The organism is Acuticoccus sp. MNP-M23 (genome assembly GCF_031195445.1).
GTDB lineage: Bacteria > Pseudomonadota > Alphaproteobacteria > Rhizobiales > Amorphaceae > Acuticoccus.
In genome coordinates this window covers 4,790,392-4,806,686 of the sequence record NZ_CP133480.1, presented here as the reverse complement: position 1 = coordinate 4,806,686, position 16,295 = coordinate 4,790,392, and the positions used below count along the sequence as shown (strand labels likewise).

Here is a 16,295-nt window from a genome sequence, read left to right as displayed (position 1 = left end):
TTGTTTCCAGCCGGTGCTCTGCCGCGGACCCCGTGAAGCGTTGAATGTCAGCGGAGTATGTTCGAACTCGTGCGGCGCACGTTGCTCGGCGATGCGGCTGCAATGTTGGCAAAGAGATCGAGGGATGGCTGGATGGCGGCGATGGGCCGGTTGCTGCACCCGGATGAAGAGATGGTGAAGCACGGGGCAAAAATGGTGGCCGGGATCGAGCCCGTCACTGTGAAGCCGCCGCAATTACGCGGCGCTGGCTGAGAGCGCATCTGGCCTGCGGAGATGCGGCTCCGGATGGGATTGCGCGCGAACCGGGCGGCGCGCGGTCACGCATCCGCCATCAGGCGCGCGGCTGCGGATTGACCGCAGCCGTGGTGCCGGCCTTCAGGCGGCGGCAGCGACCCGGGCGAGAGCGCACTGGGACCACAGGTCCGACAGGGCGTGGCACAGGTGGTCGATGTCTTCGTCGGTGTGGACCGGCGAGGGGGTGATGCGCAGCCGCTCGGTGCCGCGGTCCACCGTCGGGTAGTTGATCGGCTGGACGTAGACGCCGTGCTGGTCGAGCAGGAGATCGGAGATCCACTTGCACTTGGCCGCATCGTTCACCATCACCGGGACAATGTGGCTGGGGTTGTCCAGCATGGGAATCCCGATGGCCTTCAGCCGCGCCCGGACCTTGGCGACCACGCGCTTCTGCGCCTCGCGCTCGGCATCCGACGCTTTCAGATGTTCGATGGAGGCACGAGCCCCGGCGGCAACGGCCGGCGGCAGCGCAGTCGTGAAGATGAAGCCCGATGCGTGGGAGCGCACGAAGTCACAAAGATTCTTCGAGCCGGCAATGTAGCCGCCGACCACACCAAACGCCTTGCCGAGGGTGCCTTCGATCACGGTCAGGCGGTCCATCAGGCCTTCGCGCTCGGCAATGCCGCCGCCGCGGGGGCCGTAAAGGCCAACGGCGTGGACTTCATCGAGGTAGGTCATGGCGCCGTACTGGTCCGCCACATCGCAGATTTCCTTGATGGGGGCGATGTCGCCATCCATCGAGTAGACGCTCTCGAACGCAACCAGCTTCGGACGGTCCGGGTCGGCCGCGGCGAGCTTGCGGGCCAGATCTTCAGGGTCGTTGTGCTTGAAGAGGTGCTTTTCGGCGCGTGAGTGGCGGATGCCTTCGATCATCGAGGCATGATTCTTGGCGTCGGAGAAGACGATGCAGCCGGGCAGCTTGGCCGCCAGCGTCCCGAGCGCAGCCCAGTTGGACACATAGCCGGAGGTGAACAGCAGTGCGGCGGCCTTGCCATGCAGGTCGGCGAGCGATTGCTCCAGCTCGACATGATAGTGGTTGGTGCCGGAAATGTTGCGGGTGCCGCCGGCGCCTGCACCGCACTTGTCCAGCGCCGTGTGCATTGCCTCGAGGACGGACGGGTGCTGGCCCATGCCCAGATAGTCGTTCGAGCACCAGACGGTGACGTCCTTGGCGCCTGCGCCATCGGTGTGGCGTATCGCACGGGGGAAATTGCCACGGTGCCGTTCAATGTCGGCGAACACACGGTAGCGGCCTTCGTTGCGCAGCTCGTCCAGGCTGTTCGCGAAATGGGTTTCGTAGTCCATTTGTCCCCGTCCTTGTCTTTTCTCTAATTAACCGAAAGTCCGGATCGCGCCAACCTGCCGCGACTGCATAGCGCCCTTGCCGGCGCGCCTGTCCGCCGACCAGAGGTCGAGCGCAGACAGGGGCGTCAGCATGAGCCAGTGCTCGGCAACGCCGAGGCTGACGAGGGTTGCAATCAGGATCGCGGCTGTAGCTTGATCCGGGCTTGTCACCGGATTGAGACCGCTGCGTAGAAGAAGAGCCGCAGCGATGGTTGCGCAAACTACTGTGAACGGGAAGAAAGGGTTCATGTCGCGTTTGCGAAAGTGTTGTGACAGGTGCTGAACACCGGCCGGCAGAAACTCGGTGCAAAGGTTTCGCACACCGAGAAAGAGGTTGATCTTGGAACTGGCGCGCATCACCCAGAGTGCGCCAAATGTCGCAGCCGCCGTCGGATTGGGATTGCCGCCGGTTGCCACGACCAGAACGAGGAGGGTGCCCACAAGGGCCGCCTCATGCCAGACAATCGCCTTCAGCGCCGACCAGGCGCGGGCGCCGATCCGGTCCGACGCGGGCGCCTGGTCGATCCCGAGGATCGCGCCGGTGAGGAAGCAGATCTCGAACACGGCCCAAAGCCCGATGCCCGCCGTGAAGCCCACATAGGCCGCATGCACCGAAGGCTCCTGCGCCGACATCACGGCCAGAACCGCAGAGACGACGGCGAGCACCAGAGCCACCGCATTGAGCGCCGGCTTCGGCATCCCGCGCACCATCCACAGCAGCACCTGTGTGGTCGAGTACCACACAGCCAGCACGTAGATTGCGGCGAAGGCGAGGTTCATCGCGCTACCAGACCGGCTCTAGGCGGCTGGAGGCAGGGGCCACGTTGGGCTTCGCGCGATGGCAGTAGAGGCGCACGAAAATGGCGGCGACCCGCGCAACCAGAAGGCCCTTGCGCACCTTGCCGACGGGGCCCGAAAGGGTCGCCATCTTCTGGTTGATACGCGACATGCTTTCAAAGCCGTTGCGGAACACTTCGGAGTCGGTGTCCAGCGTCAGCGGGAAGACCTGCTTGGTGATCTCGCTGGTGAGGCGGAAGACCTTCATGTCGTAGTCCGTCGGGTCGACGCCGAGCGCCTCGTGGAAGGCGGGGCGCACATGGTCGCGCACATACATGGTGGAGTAGACGGCCAGCAGGAAGAAGCGGATCCAGTATTTGTTGGCGCCCTTCAGGATGTGCGGGTTGGCCTTCATCAGCAGTGCGAAGGCTTCGCCGTGGCGAAACTCGTCGTTGCACCACTCCTTGAACCATTTGAAGATCGGATGAAAGCGCTTGTCCGGGTGCTGTTCCAGGTGGCGGTAGATGGTGATGTAGCGCGCGTAGCCGATCTTCTCGGACAGATACGTCGCGTAGTAGATGAACTTCGGTTTGAAAAAGGTGTACTTCTTCTGCTTGGTCAGAAAGCCGAGGTCGACCCCGACGCCAGCTTCTTTGAGCGCATCATTGATGAAGCCGGCATGGCGCGCCTCGTCGCGGCTCATGAAGCCGAACAGCTCGCACACGTCCTTGTTGGTGCCGCGCTTCTTCATCTCCTTGTAGAGCACACAGCCGGAGAATTCGGCGGTCAGCGAGGAGACCAGAAAGTCAATGAACTCGCGGCGAAGCTCGGGCTCCAGCGCGTCGAAATCGATCTTGTCCCACTCTTCGTTCTTCTTGAAGTGGCCCTTGTTGGGGTCGGCGCGCAGCTCGGCGATCAGCGCGTCCCATTCTTCGCGCACCGGCGTCACGTCGAGCTTGTCCATCTCGTCGAAGTCGGTGGTGTAGAAGCGGGGGGCGAGGGTGGTGGTCTCGGTGGCGGCGCGGGTGGTATCGTTCACCTCGCGGACGGGGCGTGCGGCGGTCACCGGCGGACGGACGGGCGCGTTCATGCTGCCACCTTTTCAGAAAACGAGAATTCGCAGAGTTCCATGAATTCCAGGTCGCCGGTGAGGCGGACCCAGAAACGCTCGATCATTGTCGCGCGCACGATCGTGGCCTGGCGCTCTTCCGAGGCGACCTCGCCGTAGGGCACGCGGATGTCGCTGCCGTGGACGATGATCTCGTCGCCGGGCTCGGCGTTGATGCCGTCCGGCAGGACGACATGCGCGTGCAGGCTTTCGAAGGTGTGACTCACCTCCACAGTGCACGGCACTGTCAGTTTCGTCTTGAAGGCGCTCAGCATATTACTCCCCAGCGTTATGCGTTGCGAACGTTGGCATCAGCGATGCAAAAGCGATTGTGTTGTCTGAACCGAATGCACGCAAATCTATTCGTGCCCCGGTTTGCGGGTCGGCAATCGCAAACCGGCCCTGCTGATCTTCAGAAATCACGAATGGCTCTTCAGGCCCAATCTTTTGTACGTGCCTCTGGCGCGCGAGGGCGCGCAAAACGCCGCGGATGAAACCATGGCTGTCGGGCGCCAGAATGGTGGTGCCCGCGTCGGAGACAATCGAGATGCCGCCATCGGCGGTGTCGTCGACCGTGATGAGGACGATCTGGCGCGGCTCGTCCGGCGTGGCCGGCAGGTGCGGCGTTCCCACCATCAGCACGGAGATGACCACCGCCGTCAGCGACAGGCTGACAAGGGCGAACACCATGCGGAGCGTGCCTTTGGGGATGAACGGATCTTGCTGCGCCATGATTGTCTTCCTCAAGCTGCGACGGATTTCACCGAACGCACCGGCGCGGAGACACGAAGCTCCGGCGCAGTGCGGCCGTGGGAGGCTGCAAGCGCGTTGGACAGGATACGCGCCACGCGCTCGCCGTCCTTGATCCCGCGCAACATCGGCTCGGGCCGGGAGATGCGGAACGGGCGGGCGTGGGGCCACAGCACAAGGTAGCCAAGGCCGCCGGTTTCGGCCATGGACAGCGCGATGCCGCCGGTGCCGAGCGTGGTGTCGCGGTAGTTTGCCGACAGGATCTGCTTGAACGGCAGGTTGACGCTCATGGTGAGCGCAACGCCGATCCGCATCACAACGCGGCGGTTGGTGATGGTGTAGCGGGTGGACCGGGCAGTCACCAGCGCCAGCACGGCGAGGAGACCAAGGCAGACGCCGAACACCACCATCAGCACGGTGGCACTGCCGAAGGCCGCACCAATCCCGCCGCCGTCATAAATGGTTGTCCCGACCCGCCAGACGAGGATCGCGAGGCCATAAAGCGCAATGGCCCGCACGTGAAAGACATCAAGCGCGAACGCCTTCCAGTCCGGTGCGCCCGACCACAGGACGCGTTCGCCCTCGGGCAGTGCCTCGGGCAGGCCCGGCGTCGGCTCGTGGTCAAAGTCGTCGTGTGCGGCGATCTCGTCGCGTTCGGCGCTCACAGGAGGGGTTCCGAGCGGGCGCGGGTCGCGTAGAGCTCACCGGCGGAGAAGTAGGCCATGATCTTGTCCTCTTCCAGGAGTGTCACCTGTCCGGGTGTCTTGATCCGCGGCACGTCGGCGAACTGGGCCGCCGTGATCGACGGAGTCGACACCTGCGAGTAGAGGCCGGCGATGGTGGCCGTGGTCATCGGCATCAGCACGGTGTCGATGTTGCCTGCGGTGACGTGGGCAGGCTCGGTCACAACCGCGATAGCGGCATCGCCGGTTGCGGTGTCGACCGCAATGGCAGCTTCCGTTTCGACCCCCGCGGGGGCAGCGTCCGTGGTGGTTTCCGCCATCACCGACGGGTCGAGCCGGACTTCGATGTAGCGAACCATCAGCTCGGAACGGTCGACCCACATGTCTTCCACAATGCCGGCCGGCATGCCGTCAGCACCGACGACTTCCATGCCGCGCGGGTCGTAGTCCACGTCGGACACCCAGTGGTCGGGCAGAAGGCGCATGGGCACCAGCTTCACTTCGTTCTCGGAGGTGAGATCCACATGGTCCTGGCGCATGACCCAGGCACCGGGGCCGACACCGGCGGTCAGCGGGTTGCCGATCGGAACCAGCGGCGAGCCGGGGAAGGGTGATGCCGGCACGGCGTTGACCACTTCGGGTTCAATTTCGGTGTGGTCGGGCGCAAGGTGCACGTCGCCGTTGGGCATCAGGAAGGTCTTGGGCGCGGGGATCCAGATGAGCCCGCCGCGCTCACGCTTGCCGGTGATGTCGTCGACCAGCGGAAAACCTTCGCGGCGGTTCTCGCGGAAAAGGTAGAACAGCAGCGCAAAAAAGAACAGCCAGAACGAGTACAAGATGACGAGGGTGAAATCGATCCCCTCAGTAAGCACGCCAAAAGGTTCCATGAGACGTCTCCTCTAACCAGGGATTTCTGTCAGCCCAAGGCGTGACGAAATGTTGGACCCGTAGCGCGATAACGGGCCGATGATGGCAAGCGCTACAAAAAGCAGCGCGATTTCGATGTGATAGACCACGCTGTAGCCAGTGGCCGGCGAGGCGAGCGCTTCACCCAGCGCGCCGGATGTGGCGAGGGCGCCGATGCCGTCGCGCAGGGCACCGCCGAGCGCGACGCCGATGCCGGCGGCGGCCGCCTGCGTGGCGCCCCAGGCCCCCAGCGCAAGGCCGGCGGTCCGCTTGTCGGTCTCGTTCATGGCGGCCGACAGTGTGCCGACGCCGAACAGGCCGGCGCCCACGCCAATGACGGTGATCCCGACGCGGAAGAGCGCTGCCGAGCCGAACGGATCGGCAAAGATGACGAGGACGAAGCCGAGAACGCCGGCGAGAAGGCCAGCGGCGGCCGAGCGGTGCGTGTCGCGCCCGCGGGAAAGCCGGCGCGCCGCAATCCAGATGCCGACGAGCGTGCCCGCGGCCATCAGCGCCGTCAGCTCCGTGGTGGCGCCGACCGAAAGGCCGAGCATCTCGCCGCCATAGGGCTCGAGCAGAACGTCCTGCATGGAGAAACCGGCCGTGCCGACGCCAAGCGCCAGCAGGAGCCGCCGCGCCCGGCGGTTGGACATCAGCCGCGCAAAGGAATCGCCAAAGCGTTCGCGCTGGCGGTTGTGGGCGGTGCGGGCCGGATCGCGGACCTCCTGCTGCCACACCGCCACCACGTTGAGGACCACGGTGATGACCGCCGCGCCCTGGATCACCTGGATCAGCTTGAGCGGCGTGAAGTCCGTCAGCGCCTGGCCGAAGCCGAGCGCCGCCAACAGCATTCCCACCAGAAGCATGACGTAGAGGAGCGCGACGACGCGGGGGCGCGTCTCGTCGGTTGCAAGGTCGCTGGCGAGCGCCAGACCCGCGGTCTGCACGGTGTGGAGCCCGGCGCCGACCAGGAGGAAGCCGAGCGCAGCAGCGCTATAGCCGACCCAGAGCGGGGCATCGCTGTCGGTCAGCACCAGAAGCGCGAAGGGGAGAATGGCAAAGCCGCCGAACTGGAGGAGCGTGCCGAACCAGATGTAGGGCACCCGCTTCCAGCCGAGGAAAGAGCGGTGATTGTCCGACTTGTGGCCGATCAGTGCCCGAAGCGGGGCAAACAGCACCGGCAGCGCGACCATTCCGGCAACAACCCCGGCGCTCATGCCAAGCTCGACGATCATCACCCGGTTGAGCGTGCCGGTGAGGAGCACCAGCGCCATGCCCACCGTTACCTGAAACAGCGACAGGCGCAGAAGCCGGCCCAGCGGCAGGCTTTCCGACGCGGCGTCGGCAAACGGCAGCCAGCGCGGATCGATCGCCTCGAAGGGGATCCGCAGCCGGGGCAGGCCCGTACGCTTCTGGCCGGTCGTTCCGCTCACCGCTTCACCAGCTCCATCAGTTGCGATTTGTAAAAACCACGCGAGACGCGCAGCGTCCGGCCGGGCGTGAAATCCTTCAGGGCCGGCGTTGCCGCGATCGCCTTGAGGAGACGTGCAGGCGGCACCGGCGCGATGGCGGGCGCCCGGTCTCCCCGCGGAAACAGGCCGCCCACGGCGTGCATCGCCATCAGCATCGGCGTGCCCGGCGCAATGGTGAACACAATGGACCCTGTGACCCGCGGCGCCCAGGCCGACAGCGCCTCGATGATGTCGGGCAGCTCGTAGTGGATGAGGCTGTCCATCGCGACCACATGGGTGAACGGCCCGTCAGGTGCAGCGGACATGTCGCCGGCGCTGAAGGCGATTTCGCCGGGGCCGGCCGTGGCACCCGCAGGCACGGCCATTGCGGTGCGCTCGCGCGCGATCTCGATCATGGTCGGCGACACGTCGATGGCGGTGACGGCTGCGCCGCGCTCGGCGGCGGCAACCGCCAGCGCGCCGGTGCCGCAGCCGGCATCCAGCAACTGCGCGCCGGAAAGGTCGTCCCCGAGCGTTGCAAGGATGGCGGCGCGCATGTCGTCGCGGCCCGCGCGCACCGTGGCGCGGATCTTCGACACCTTCTCGTCCGAGGTGAGCGCGCGCCAGGCATCGGCCGCGGTGCGGTCGAAATAATGCTCCAGCGCGTCACGCTTCTGCGCGTAGCTCTTGCCCGGGTCGGGGAGGGTCATGGCGTTGTCCATGGCGATCAATCAAAGCCCAGAAAGTCGAAGATCTCGCGGTCCTTCATCGGCTTGGGATCGCACGGCTCGACGCCTGCCATCAGCCGCTCGGCCAGCTGAAGATATTCCTGCTGCACGGCGATGATCTCGGGGTCATCGCCCATCTCGAACAGGGTGGATTTCTTGAGGCGCGAGCGGCGGATGGCGTCCACGTCCCGGAAGTGGGCAAGGCGGTTGAGCCCGGCCACTGCATTGAAGCGGTCGATTTCGTCGGTGTCGGCGGAGCGGTTGGCGATCACGCCGCCAAAGCGCACGTCGTAATTCTTGGACTTGGCCTTGATGGCGGCCACGATGCGGTTCATCGCGAAGATGGAATCGAAATCGTTGGCGGTGACGACGAGCGCCCGGTCGGCATGCTGGAGCGGGGCTGCGAAGCCGCCGCACACCACATCGCCCAGAACGTCGAAGATGACGATGTCGGTGTCTTCCAGAAGGTGGTGCTCCTTCAGGAGCTTCACCGTCTGGCCGACGACGTAGCCGCCGCAGCCGGTGCCGGCGGGCGGGCCGCCAGCCTCGACACACATGACACCGTTATAACCCTCGTAGACGAAGTCCTCGGTGCGCAGCTCTTCGGAGTGGAAGTTCACGCTTTCGAGCACGTCGATGACGGTCGGGACGAGGCTCTTGGTGAGGGTGAAGGTGGAATCGTGCTTGGGGTCGCAGCCGATCTGGAGGACGCGCTTTCCGAGCTTTGAAAAGGCGACCGACAGGTTGGACGACGTGGTCGACTTGCCGATCCCGCCCTTGCCGTAGACGGCGAACACCTGGGCTGTGTCGATCTTGTCCGCCGGGTCGAGCATGACCTGGACGGAACCGTCGCCGTCACCATCGAGCGGGATTGGATTGCGGATTTGAATGTTCATGCAGCGACCCCTTCGAGGCGGTCTTCGATTTCATCGGCAGCCGCTTCGAGAGCGGCGAGGGTGGCTTCATCCGGCTGCCAGTATTTGCGCTCGGATGCTTCGAGGAGGCGTGTTGCGACCTTCTGGGCAGCGGCCGGATTGAGCTTGGTCAGCCGGTCGCGCATGTCCTCGTCGAGCATGTACGTCTCGGTGAGGCGCTCATAGACCCAGGGCTGGATGCCGCCAACGGTGGCGGACCACCCCATGGTGTTGGTGATGGATGCCTCGATCTGGCGCACGCCTTCGTAGCCGTGCTTCAGCATCCCCTCGGTCCACTTGGGGTTCAGCGCGCGGGTGCGGGTCTCCAGCGCGACCTGCTCGTCCAGCGTGCGCACCTTGGCGTCGCCGTGGGTCTGGTCGGAGATGTAGACCGGGACGGGGCTTCCCTTGGCGCGGGTGACGGCGCGGGAGATGCCCCCGAGGCTGTCGAAATAATGGTCGACGGTGGTGACGCCGAGTTCGACCGATTCAAGGTTCTGGTGCGCCGCCGACACGTTCTTGAGGACCGACTGCAGAAGCTCGGGGCGGGCGGAGGGCTTGCCCTTCACGCCGTAGGCAAAACCCTTGCGGCTGGTGAACATCTCGGCCAGCTCGTTCTCGTCTTCCCACTGGCTGGACGTGACCAGCTGGTTGACGTTGGCCCCATATGCCCCTTCGGCGTTGGAGAAGACGCGCAGTGCGGCAGTCTCCATGTCGCAGCCATGCTCGGCGGCGTAGGCGAGGGAGTGGCGGCGGATGGCGTTCTCTTCCAGCGGCTCGTCGGCGGTGGCGGCGAGCAGCGCGGCTTCGGCGAGGAGACGCATCTGGAGCGGCAGGAGATCGCGGAAGATGCCCGAGAGGGTGAGCATCACGTCGACACGCGGCCGGCCGAGGCGTTCAAGCGGGATCAGAGCTGCGCCGGCGATCCGGCCGTAGCTGTCGTAGCGCGGCTTGGCGCCCATCAGCGCGAGGGCCTGCGCAATCGGCGCACCCTCGGACTTGAGGTTGTCCGTGCCCCAGAGGACCAGCGCAATGGTTTCGGGCCAGTCGCCGGTCTCTTCATACTGGCGGTCGAGGATGCGGATTGCCTGCGCCGAACCGTCCGCGAGGGCGAAGGCGGAGGGAATGCGGAACGGGTCGAAGCCGTGGATGTTGCGGCCGGTGGGCAGCATTTCGGGCTTGCGGATGAGGTCGCCGGCGGGACCGGGCGCCACGAAGCGGCCGTCGAGCGCGGTGATGATGCCGGTCATCTCGGCCGGGTGGCGCAGCATCGCGTCCACCGCCACGAGCTGCTCCAGCACGGCCTCGCGGTCGACCGCGGGCTTGCCGTCTTCCTCAAGCATCGCGTCAGGGTAAGGCATCCCGGCGTGGGGGATTGCCTTGGGCCCGGCCGTGCGGGCCTGCACCGGGTTGACGTCCTCGGCGGCAATGGCCGTGGCTGCGGCAAGCCAGTCGCCGCCATGGTTGGCGTTTGCCATTGCGGCAAGGAGGCCCGCGCGTCCGGCCTCTGCCATCGGCGCGCCGATGACGTGGAGACCGTCGGGGATCAGCGCCGTCTCGTACTCGTGCAGGCGCGCAACGAGGCCGTTGATCTCGGCTTCCGGGTAGGCCCATGGCGGATCTGCCGGCGCAAGGTCGAGCGCTGCGGCCTGGGCCTGCAGGGTGTCGGCCAGCATGTCGGTGCGCTCGGCCGTGGGCAGGCGGCGCCAGTGGTCGAGCGAGGCCTTGAGGTCGGTGAGGCCGCGGTAAAGGCCGGCCTCGGTGATGGCAGGCGTCAGGTGGCTGACGAGCGTTGCCGCACCGCGGCGCTTGGCGAGCATCCCCTCGGACGGGTTGTTGGCTGCGTAGATGTTGATGTTGGGGAGCGAGCCGATCAGGCGGTCCGGCCAGCACTCGCCGGACAGGCCGACCTGTTTGCCGGGCATGAACTCCAGCGCACCGTGGGTGCCGAAGTGGAGGACGGCATCGAAATTTTCGCCAAGGTGCCGGTAGAAGGCGCTGAAGGCGTGGGTGGGCGCAAAGCCGCCTTCGAAGAGAAGGCGCATGGGGTCGCCCTCATAGCCGAACGCCGGCTGCACACCCACGAAGACGTTGCCGAACTGTGCGCCATAGACGTGGATGGTCGCCCCATCGGTCTGGTGCTTGCCGGGGGCGGGGCCCCAGACAGCTTCAATCTCGTCCAAATACGGCTCCGACGCGACATGGTCGTCGACCGCGATGCGGTGGCCGACATTGGCTTCGGCGCCGAACTTTGCGGCGTTGCCGTGGATCACCTTCTCGCGCAGCGCGTCGACCGATGCCGGCAGCTCCACGGTGTAGCCTTCGGCTGCCATTGCGTGGAGCGTGTTGAACAGGCTCTCGAACACCGAGAGGAAGGCGGCGGTGCCGGTCGCGCCGGCGTTCGGCGGGAAGTTGAAGAGGACCGCGGCGATCTTCCGGTCGGCCCGCTCGCTGCGGCCAAGGGCGATCATCCGCGAGACGCGGCCGGCAAGGCGGCTGGCCCGTTCGCGGTGGATGACCATCTCGTTGCAATCGGTGCAGCGGCCGCCGAACACCTGCGGGTTGGTGGCACCGTCAAGCTCCGGGATTGCGACCATCATGGTCGCCTCCACCGGGAGGTAGCCTTGCGCGTTGGCCGACCAGTCCTGGACCGACTGGAACTCCAGCGGCTGGCAGACCATGTAGGGCACGCCCATCTCGCCCAGAACTTCGGCGGCGGCTTCCGTGTCGTTGTAGGCGGGGCCGCCGACCAGCGAGAAGCCGGTAAGCGAGACGATGGCGTCCACCGTCGGCTTGCCATCCGCATCGCGGAAATAGGCGTCGATGGCGGGACGGTTGTCGAGCCCGGCGGCAAACGCCGGCACCACGGTGAGGCCTTGCGCCTCAAGCTCGGCGATCATCCCGTCATAGTGGCCGTGGTCGCCCGAAAGCACATAGGCGCGCATCAGAAGGAGGCCGACGGTGCCGCCTTTTGCCAGCTCGCGGGCTCTGGCCGGTATCGCGTAGGCGCCGGCCTTGCCGCCATTGTGGTCGGTGAGGCAGGTTTCGCCGCTGGCCGGCACTGCGGATTTGCGAGCGGGGGCGCGTGAAGCGGCCCGCACGGCCGCCACGTCGGCCGAAATCGTGCCTGCAACGCGCGGGTGGTAGAGGCCGACGTCCGGGTATTCGACGGGAGGCTTGGCGTCCAGCGCATCGCGCAGGCTGGCGCGCGGGCCAGCGGCGTAGCGGCTGATGAAGTGCGTCATCATGCCGGTGATGTTCTCTTCGGAACCCGCCAGCCAGTACTGCATGCCGATGAAGTAGGCGCGCACGTCCTGCGCGGTGCCGGGGATGAAACGCAGCATCCGCGGCAGGCGGCGCAGCATCTTCAGCTGCTTGGCGCCGGACGACTTGTTCGGCTTGTCCGAGCCGCGCAGCTTCTTCAGCATCCGGATGGCGGCCGACTGCTGGCCGCCCATCTCGAACTTGCCGATGCGGGTCTGGCGGATCACTTCGCCGGCGCACATGAACGAGATCACCGCATCGCAGTCAGCCCGGCGCGCCTCGATGGCGGGCAGGATTGCGCTGATGTGCTCGTCGAGGAACAGCATGGTCGCGATGATGATGTCGGCGTTCGCCACATCGCGCTTGGCAGCATCCAGAAGGCGCGGGTTGTCCTGCCAGGCGCCAGCGGCATGGAACGAGACTTCGAGGCCAGGGATCGATGCCCTCAGCCGCTCTTCTGCCCGCGAGACGGTGCGTGCAAGATGGTTGTCCAGCGTCACGATCGCGACGCGCACGGGTGTGGCGTTAGCGGCCGAAGTGAGCTTTAGCATCGTACAATGTCTCGACTGTTATTGCGGACAGGCCTTTTTCGGCCGCGAAGCGCTCGGTGTTCTGCCGCGCGCGACCGCGCACGAAGAACGGGATCTTCTTCAGTTCCTTTTCTGCCGACGTGTCCCAGGACGGGCCGACTGTGATGGCACTCTCCGACGACGCCAGCTGAGGTGCGGGCTGGGGATCCGGTCTCGGCTGCGGCGCGTGCGCGGCAAGATGGGAGGCTCCTGCCTCGTCGGAGAATTCGAAGTCCTCGCGAAACATCGTGAGGAGATGCTCTTCAAGGCCCATCGTGAGGGGATGGACGAGGGTGTCGAAAAGGACGTTGGCGCCCTCGAATCCCATCTGCGGCGAATGGCGGGCCGGGTAATCCTGGACATGGACGGGCGCCGAGATCACCGCGCAGGCAACGCCGAGGCGCTTGGCGATGTGGCGCTCCATCTGCGTGCCGAGCACCATTTCCGGCTCGGTGGCCTCAACGGCGCGTTCCACGTCGAGATAATCGTCGGTGATGACGGCTTCGACGCCCATCTCGGTGGCGAGCGCGCGTACCTCGCGGGCATATTCGCGGGAGTAGGTGCCAAGGCCGACCACCTTGAAGCCGAGCTCGTCGCGGCAGACCTTGGCGATCGCCATGGCGTGCGTGGCATCGCCGAAGACGAAGACGCGCTTGTCGGTGAGGTAGGTGGAATCCACCGAGCGGGACCACCACGGCATCCGGCTTTCGGCGTCTTCCAGCGCGGGGGCGGGGTCGACACCGGCCAGCTCGGCAATTTCGTTGATGAAGGCGCGGGTGGCGCCGACGCCGATGGGCACGTTTTTCGTGCGCGGCTGGGCGAAGGTCTTCTCCAGCCAGCGGGCAGTGGTTTCTGCCGTTTCGGGGTACATCACCACGTTGAAGCCGGCAGCGGGCAAGCGCTGGAGATCCGACGGGCGGGCCGTCAGCGGCGCAACCACGTTCACCTTGATGCCGAGCATGGCGAGAATGCCGCGGATTTCCTTCAGGTCGTCGCGGTGGCGGAAGCCGAGCGCGGTCGGACCGAGGATGTTGCAGGTCGCCTGTTCGCGGCCTTCCGCGGTTGCCGGATCGCACAGGGTGCGGGCAAGGCGGTAGAGCGTCTCGGACGCGCCGAAATTCTCTTTCTTCTGGTAGCTCGGCAGCTCCAGCGCGATCACCGGGCAGGGGAGAGCCAGCGCCTTGGCAAGACCGCCGGGGTCGTCCTGGATCAGCTCGGCGGTGCAGGACGCGCCGACAATCATCGCCTGCGGGCGGAACCGCTCGTAGGCATCGCGCGCAGCATCCTTGAAGAGCTGTGCGGTGTCGGAACCGAGGTCGCGCGCCTGGAAGGTGGTGTACGTCACCGGCGGGCGGTGGTCCCGCCGCTCGATCATGGTGAAGAGAAGGTCGGCGTAGGTGTCGCCCTGCGGTGCATGGAGGACGTAGTGGAGGTCCTTCATGCCGGTTGCGACGCGCATGGCGCCGACGTGGGGCGGTCCTTCATAGGTCCAGAGGTGAAGTTTCATACGGCCAGCCTCTCGGCGCGGCGCAGCGGGCGCGCGAAAAGTTCGGCAAGGTCGCCGGCCTGCTCGAAGCCGTGGATCGGCGAGAACACCAGCTCGATCGCCCACTTGGTGGTGAGGCCCTCGGCCTCCAGCGGGTTGGCAAGGCCAAGGCCGCAGACCGTGAGGTCGGGCCGCTCGGCGCGGATGCGGTCGAGCTGCTTGTCCACGTCCTGGCCTTCGCTGAGGCGGGCGGAGGCGGGCAGGCGATCAAGCTCGGCGGCGAGGTGCTTCTGGTTGATGTAGGGCGATCCCACTTCGATGGGCTCCATGCCGCATTCTTCGGACAGGAAGCGGGCGAGCGCCGGCTCCAGCTGCGAATCGGGCAGGAACGAGATGGTGCGGCCGGCGAGGAATGCGCGCTGACGGGCGACCGCTTCGCGTGCCCGCCGCTCCGGCGCCGCAATCACCGCCTCGAACCGCGCCTTGTCCACGCCGAACGCCTCGGCTGCGGTGCGCAGGAACTCGCGCGTGCCGACGGCGCCGAACGGGAACAGGCACGGCAGGTGCGTGGCCCCGCGTGATTCCAGCGCTTGCGCCGTGGCGGTGAGGAAGGGCTGCAGAAGCAGGAACTGCGTGTTGGCGCCGACCTCGGGCAGCGCGCCTGAGCGGCGCGGCGGCAGGACGGTGACGTTCTCGATCCCCATGTCGGCAAGGAGGCCGGTGAGCTGGTCTTCCACGATGTCCGGCAGCGCGCCGACCAGCATCAGGTTCTTCGCATCCGTCGCGGGCAGGGTCGGCACCATGGCGGCAAGGCAGGCGTCCTCGCCTTCGGTGAACGTGGTCTCGATGCCGGAGCCCGAATAAGAGAGGACGCGGGTCTCGGGGAAATGGGTGACGTTGAGGCGTTCGGCAGCCTTCGCAAGGTCGAGCTTGATGACCTCGGACGGGCAGGAGCCGACGAGGAAGAGGAGCTTGATGTCGCTGCGGCGGGCGAGAAGCTCGGCGACGACGCGGTCGAGTTCGTCGTTGGCGTCGGCAAGGCCGGCAAGGTCGCGCTCGTCGATGATGGCGGTGCCGAAGCGGGGCTCGGCGAAGATCATCACGCCGGCGGCGGACTGCAGGAGGTGGGCGCAGGTGCGGCTGCCCACAACAAGGAAGAACGCGTCCTGGATCTTGCGGTGCATCCAGATGATGCCGGTGAGGCCGCAGAACACCTCGCGCTGGCCCCGCTCGCGCAGGATCGGCCGGTCGCAGCCACTGTCCGGGGTGGGGGTACGGGTCGGTGCATTCATGCTGCGCGCACCTTGCCGAGCGCGGCAGTGCGCGCTGTCTCGGGTGCCGTGCGCCGTGCAAGCGCCAGCTTCCACAAAAACTGGCCGGCGTTGATGAGGTACGCCGCGTAGGCGGCAAGCGCGACGGTGAGCTGCGTCGCGGGCGTGCCGATGCCGGCAAACAGCATGGCGCAGTAAGCAAGATGCAGCGCGATCACGCCAAAGGAGAACACGTCCTCCCAGAAGAAGGACGGGGCGAACAGGTACTGGCCGAAGACGACTTTCTCCCAGATCGCACCGGTGACCATGATGGTGAGGAGCACACCCGTCTTGATGAGGACGGAGACTGCGGCGGCGCCGTGCATCGTGCCCGTGGCGAGCGAATACAAGACAAGAGCGAGGCTGACGAGGAAGACGAGAAACTGCAACGGCGCGAGCAGCGCCTGCACGGTGGTCCACCGGGTGGCATCGCGGCGGGCACGCTCTTCCGGCGTATAGATTGCCCTGATCTTGGCCGGACCCTTGCCCATCCGGCGGTCTGCGGATGAGGCGGCTTCGCTGCCCAGGTCCGCATTTTTGCGGTTTGCCATCGTCCCCCCAGAGGCGCCCATGGCCGGGTCGCAGAGACTGTTTCGTGTACCTATTAACGTATGATGGTTGGCCGATAACTGTCAACTGGAGTTGACGTCCACGGCCTGTGACACCGTGCCATCAGCGTACACCGAGAATAATGTGTCTATAAATATTGAC

General features: G+C 66.0%; 15 protein-coding genes. 1 reads left to right on the top strand and 14 read right to left on the bottom strand.

Annotation, left to right across the window (positions count from 1 at the left end; translation table 11 throughout):
• The first annotated feature begins 57 nt into the window (after positions 1–57).
• Complete coding sequence (locus RDV64_RS22085) at positions 58–252, top strand: hypothetical protein (protein WP_309197129.1); 195 nt, start codon at positions 58–60, stop codon at positions 250–252.
• A gap of 123 nt (positions 253–375) precedes the next feature.
• Here the strand turns inward: RDV64_RS22085 and hemA are convergent, their stop codons facing one another.
• From hemA to bchF, 14 genes are read right to left on the bottom strand one after another with little or no spacing between them, the layout of a single operon-like run.
• A complete protein-coding gene (gene hemA / locus RDV64_RS22080; protein WP_309197128.1) occupies positions 376–1,599 on the bottom strand; it encodes a 5-aminolevulinate synthase in 1,224 nt (407 codons plus the stop codon).
• A 27-nt stretch (positions 1,600–1,626) separates the two neighbouring features.
• Positions 1,627–2,418: a putative photosynthetic complex assembly protein PuhE gene (gene puhE / locus RDV64_RS22075; protein WP_309197127.1), complete on the bottom strand. Its 792-nt coding sequence runs from the start codon at positions 2,416–2,418 to the stop codon at positions 1,627–1,629.
• Positions 2,419–2,422: 4 nt separating this feature from the next.
• Positions 2,423–3,505, bottom strand: coding sequence for a magnesium-protoporphyrin IX monomethyl ester (oxidative) cyclase (gene acsF, locus RDV64_RS22070; protein ID WP_309197126.1), 1,083 nt, complete (start codon positions 3,503–3,505; stop codon positions 2,423–2,425).
• A complete protein-coding gene (locus RDV64_RS22065) occupies positions 3,502–3,798 on the bottom strand; it encodes a hypothetical protein (RefSeq protein ID WP_309197125.1) in 297 nt (98 codons plus the stop codon). Before RDV64_RS22065 ends, acsF begins: the two co-directional genes overlap by 4 nt.
• Position 3,799: 1 nt before the next feature.
• Positions 3,800–4,255, bottom strand: coding sequence for a photosynthetic complex assembly protein PuhC (gene puhC / locus RDV64_RS22060; RefSeq protein ID WP_309197124.1), 456 nt, complete (start codon positions 4,253–4,255; stop codon positions 3,800–3,802).
• An 11-nt stretch (positions 4,256–4,266) separates the two neighbouring features.
• Positions 4,267–4,938 carry a photosynthetic complex putative assembly protein PuhB gene (gene puhB, locus RDV64_RS22055; protein WP_309197123.1) on the bottom strand — a complete coding sequence of 224 codons (672 nt, stop codon included), beginning with the start codon at positions 4,936–4,938 and terminating at the stop codon, positions 4,267–4,269.
• Positions 4,935–5,843 (bottom strand): photosynthetic reaction center subunit H, encoded by a 909-nt coding sequence (puhA, locus tag RDV64_RS22050; RefSeq protein WP_309197122.1) that lies wholly within the window; start codon positions 5,841–5,843, stop codon positions 4,935–4,937. The genes puhB and puhA overlap by 4 nt, the downstream gene beginning before the upstream one ends.
• A gap of 12 nt (positions 5,844–5,855) precedes the next feature.
• Entirely contained in the window at positions 5,856–7,262 is a 1,407-nt protein-coding gene (locus RDV64_RS22045) for a BCD family MFS transporter (RefSeq protein ID WP_309199574.1), read from the bottom strand.
• Between the two features lie 29 nt (positions 7,263–7,291).
• A complete protein-coding gene (gene bchM, locus RDV64_RS22040) occupies positions 7,292–8,023 on the bottom strand; it encodes a magnesium protoporphyrin IX methyltransferase (RefSeq protein ID WP_309197121.1) in 732 nt (243 codons plus the stop codon).
• A gap of 17 nt (positions 8,024–8,040) precedes the next feature.
• On the bottom strand, positions 8,041–8,937 hold the full coding sequence (bchL, locus tag RDV64_RS22035; RefSeq protein ID WP_309197120.1) for a ferredoxin:protochlorophyllide reductase (ATP-dependent) iron-sulfur ATP-binding protein: 897 nt from the start codon (positions 8,935–8,937) through the stop codon (positions 8,041–8,043).
• A complete protein-coding gene (locus tag RDV64_RS22030) occupies positions 8,934–12,770 on the bottom strand; it encodes a magnesium chelatase subunit H (protein ID WP_309197119.1) in 3,837 nt (1,278 codons plus the stop codon). Before RDV64_RS22030 ends, bchL begins: the two co-directional genes overlap by 4 nt.
• Entirely contained in the window at positions 12,745–14,295 is a 1,551-nt protein-coding gene (gene bchB, locus RDV64_RS22025; protein WP_309197118.1) for a ferredoxin:protochlorophyllide reductase (ATP-dependent) subunit B, read from the bottom strand. Before bchB ends, RDV64_RS22030 begins: the two co-directional genes overlap by 26 nt.
• Positions 14,292–15,566 carry a ferredoxin:protochlorophyllide reductase (ATP-dependent) subunit N gene (locus tag RDV64_RS22020; protein ID WP_309197117.1) on the bottom strand — a complete coding sequence of 425 codons (1,275 nt, stop codon included), beginning with the start codon at positions 15,564–15,566 and terminating at the stop codon, positions 14,292–14,294. The genes bchB and RDV64_RS22020 overlap by 4 nt, the downstream gene beginning before the upstream one ends.
• Complete coding sequence (bchF, locus tag RDV64_RS22015) at positions 15,563–16,075, bottom strand: 2-vinyl bacteriochlorophyllide hydratase (protein ID WP_309199573.1); 513 nt, start codon at positions 16,073–16,075, stop codon at positions 15,563–15,565. The genes RDV64_RS22020 and bchF overlap by 4 nt, the downstream gene beginning before the upstream one ends.
• Between the last annotated feature and the right edge of the window lie 220 nt (positions 16,076–16,295).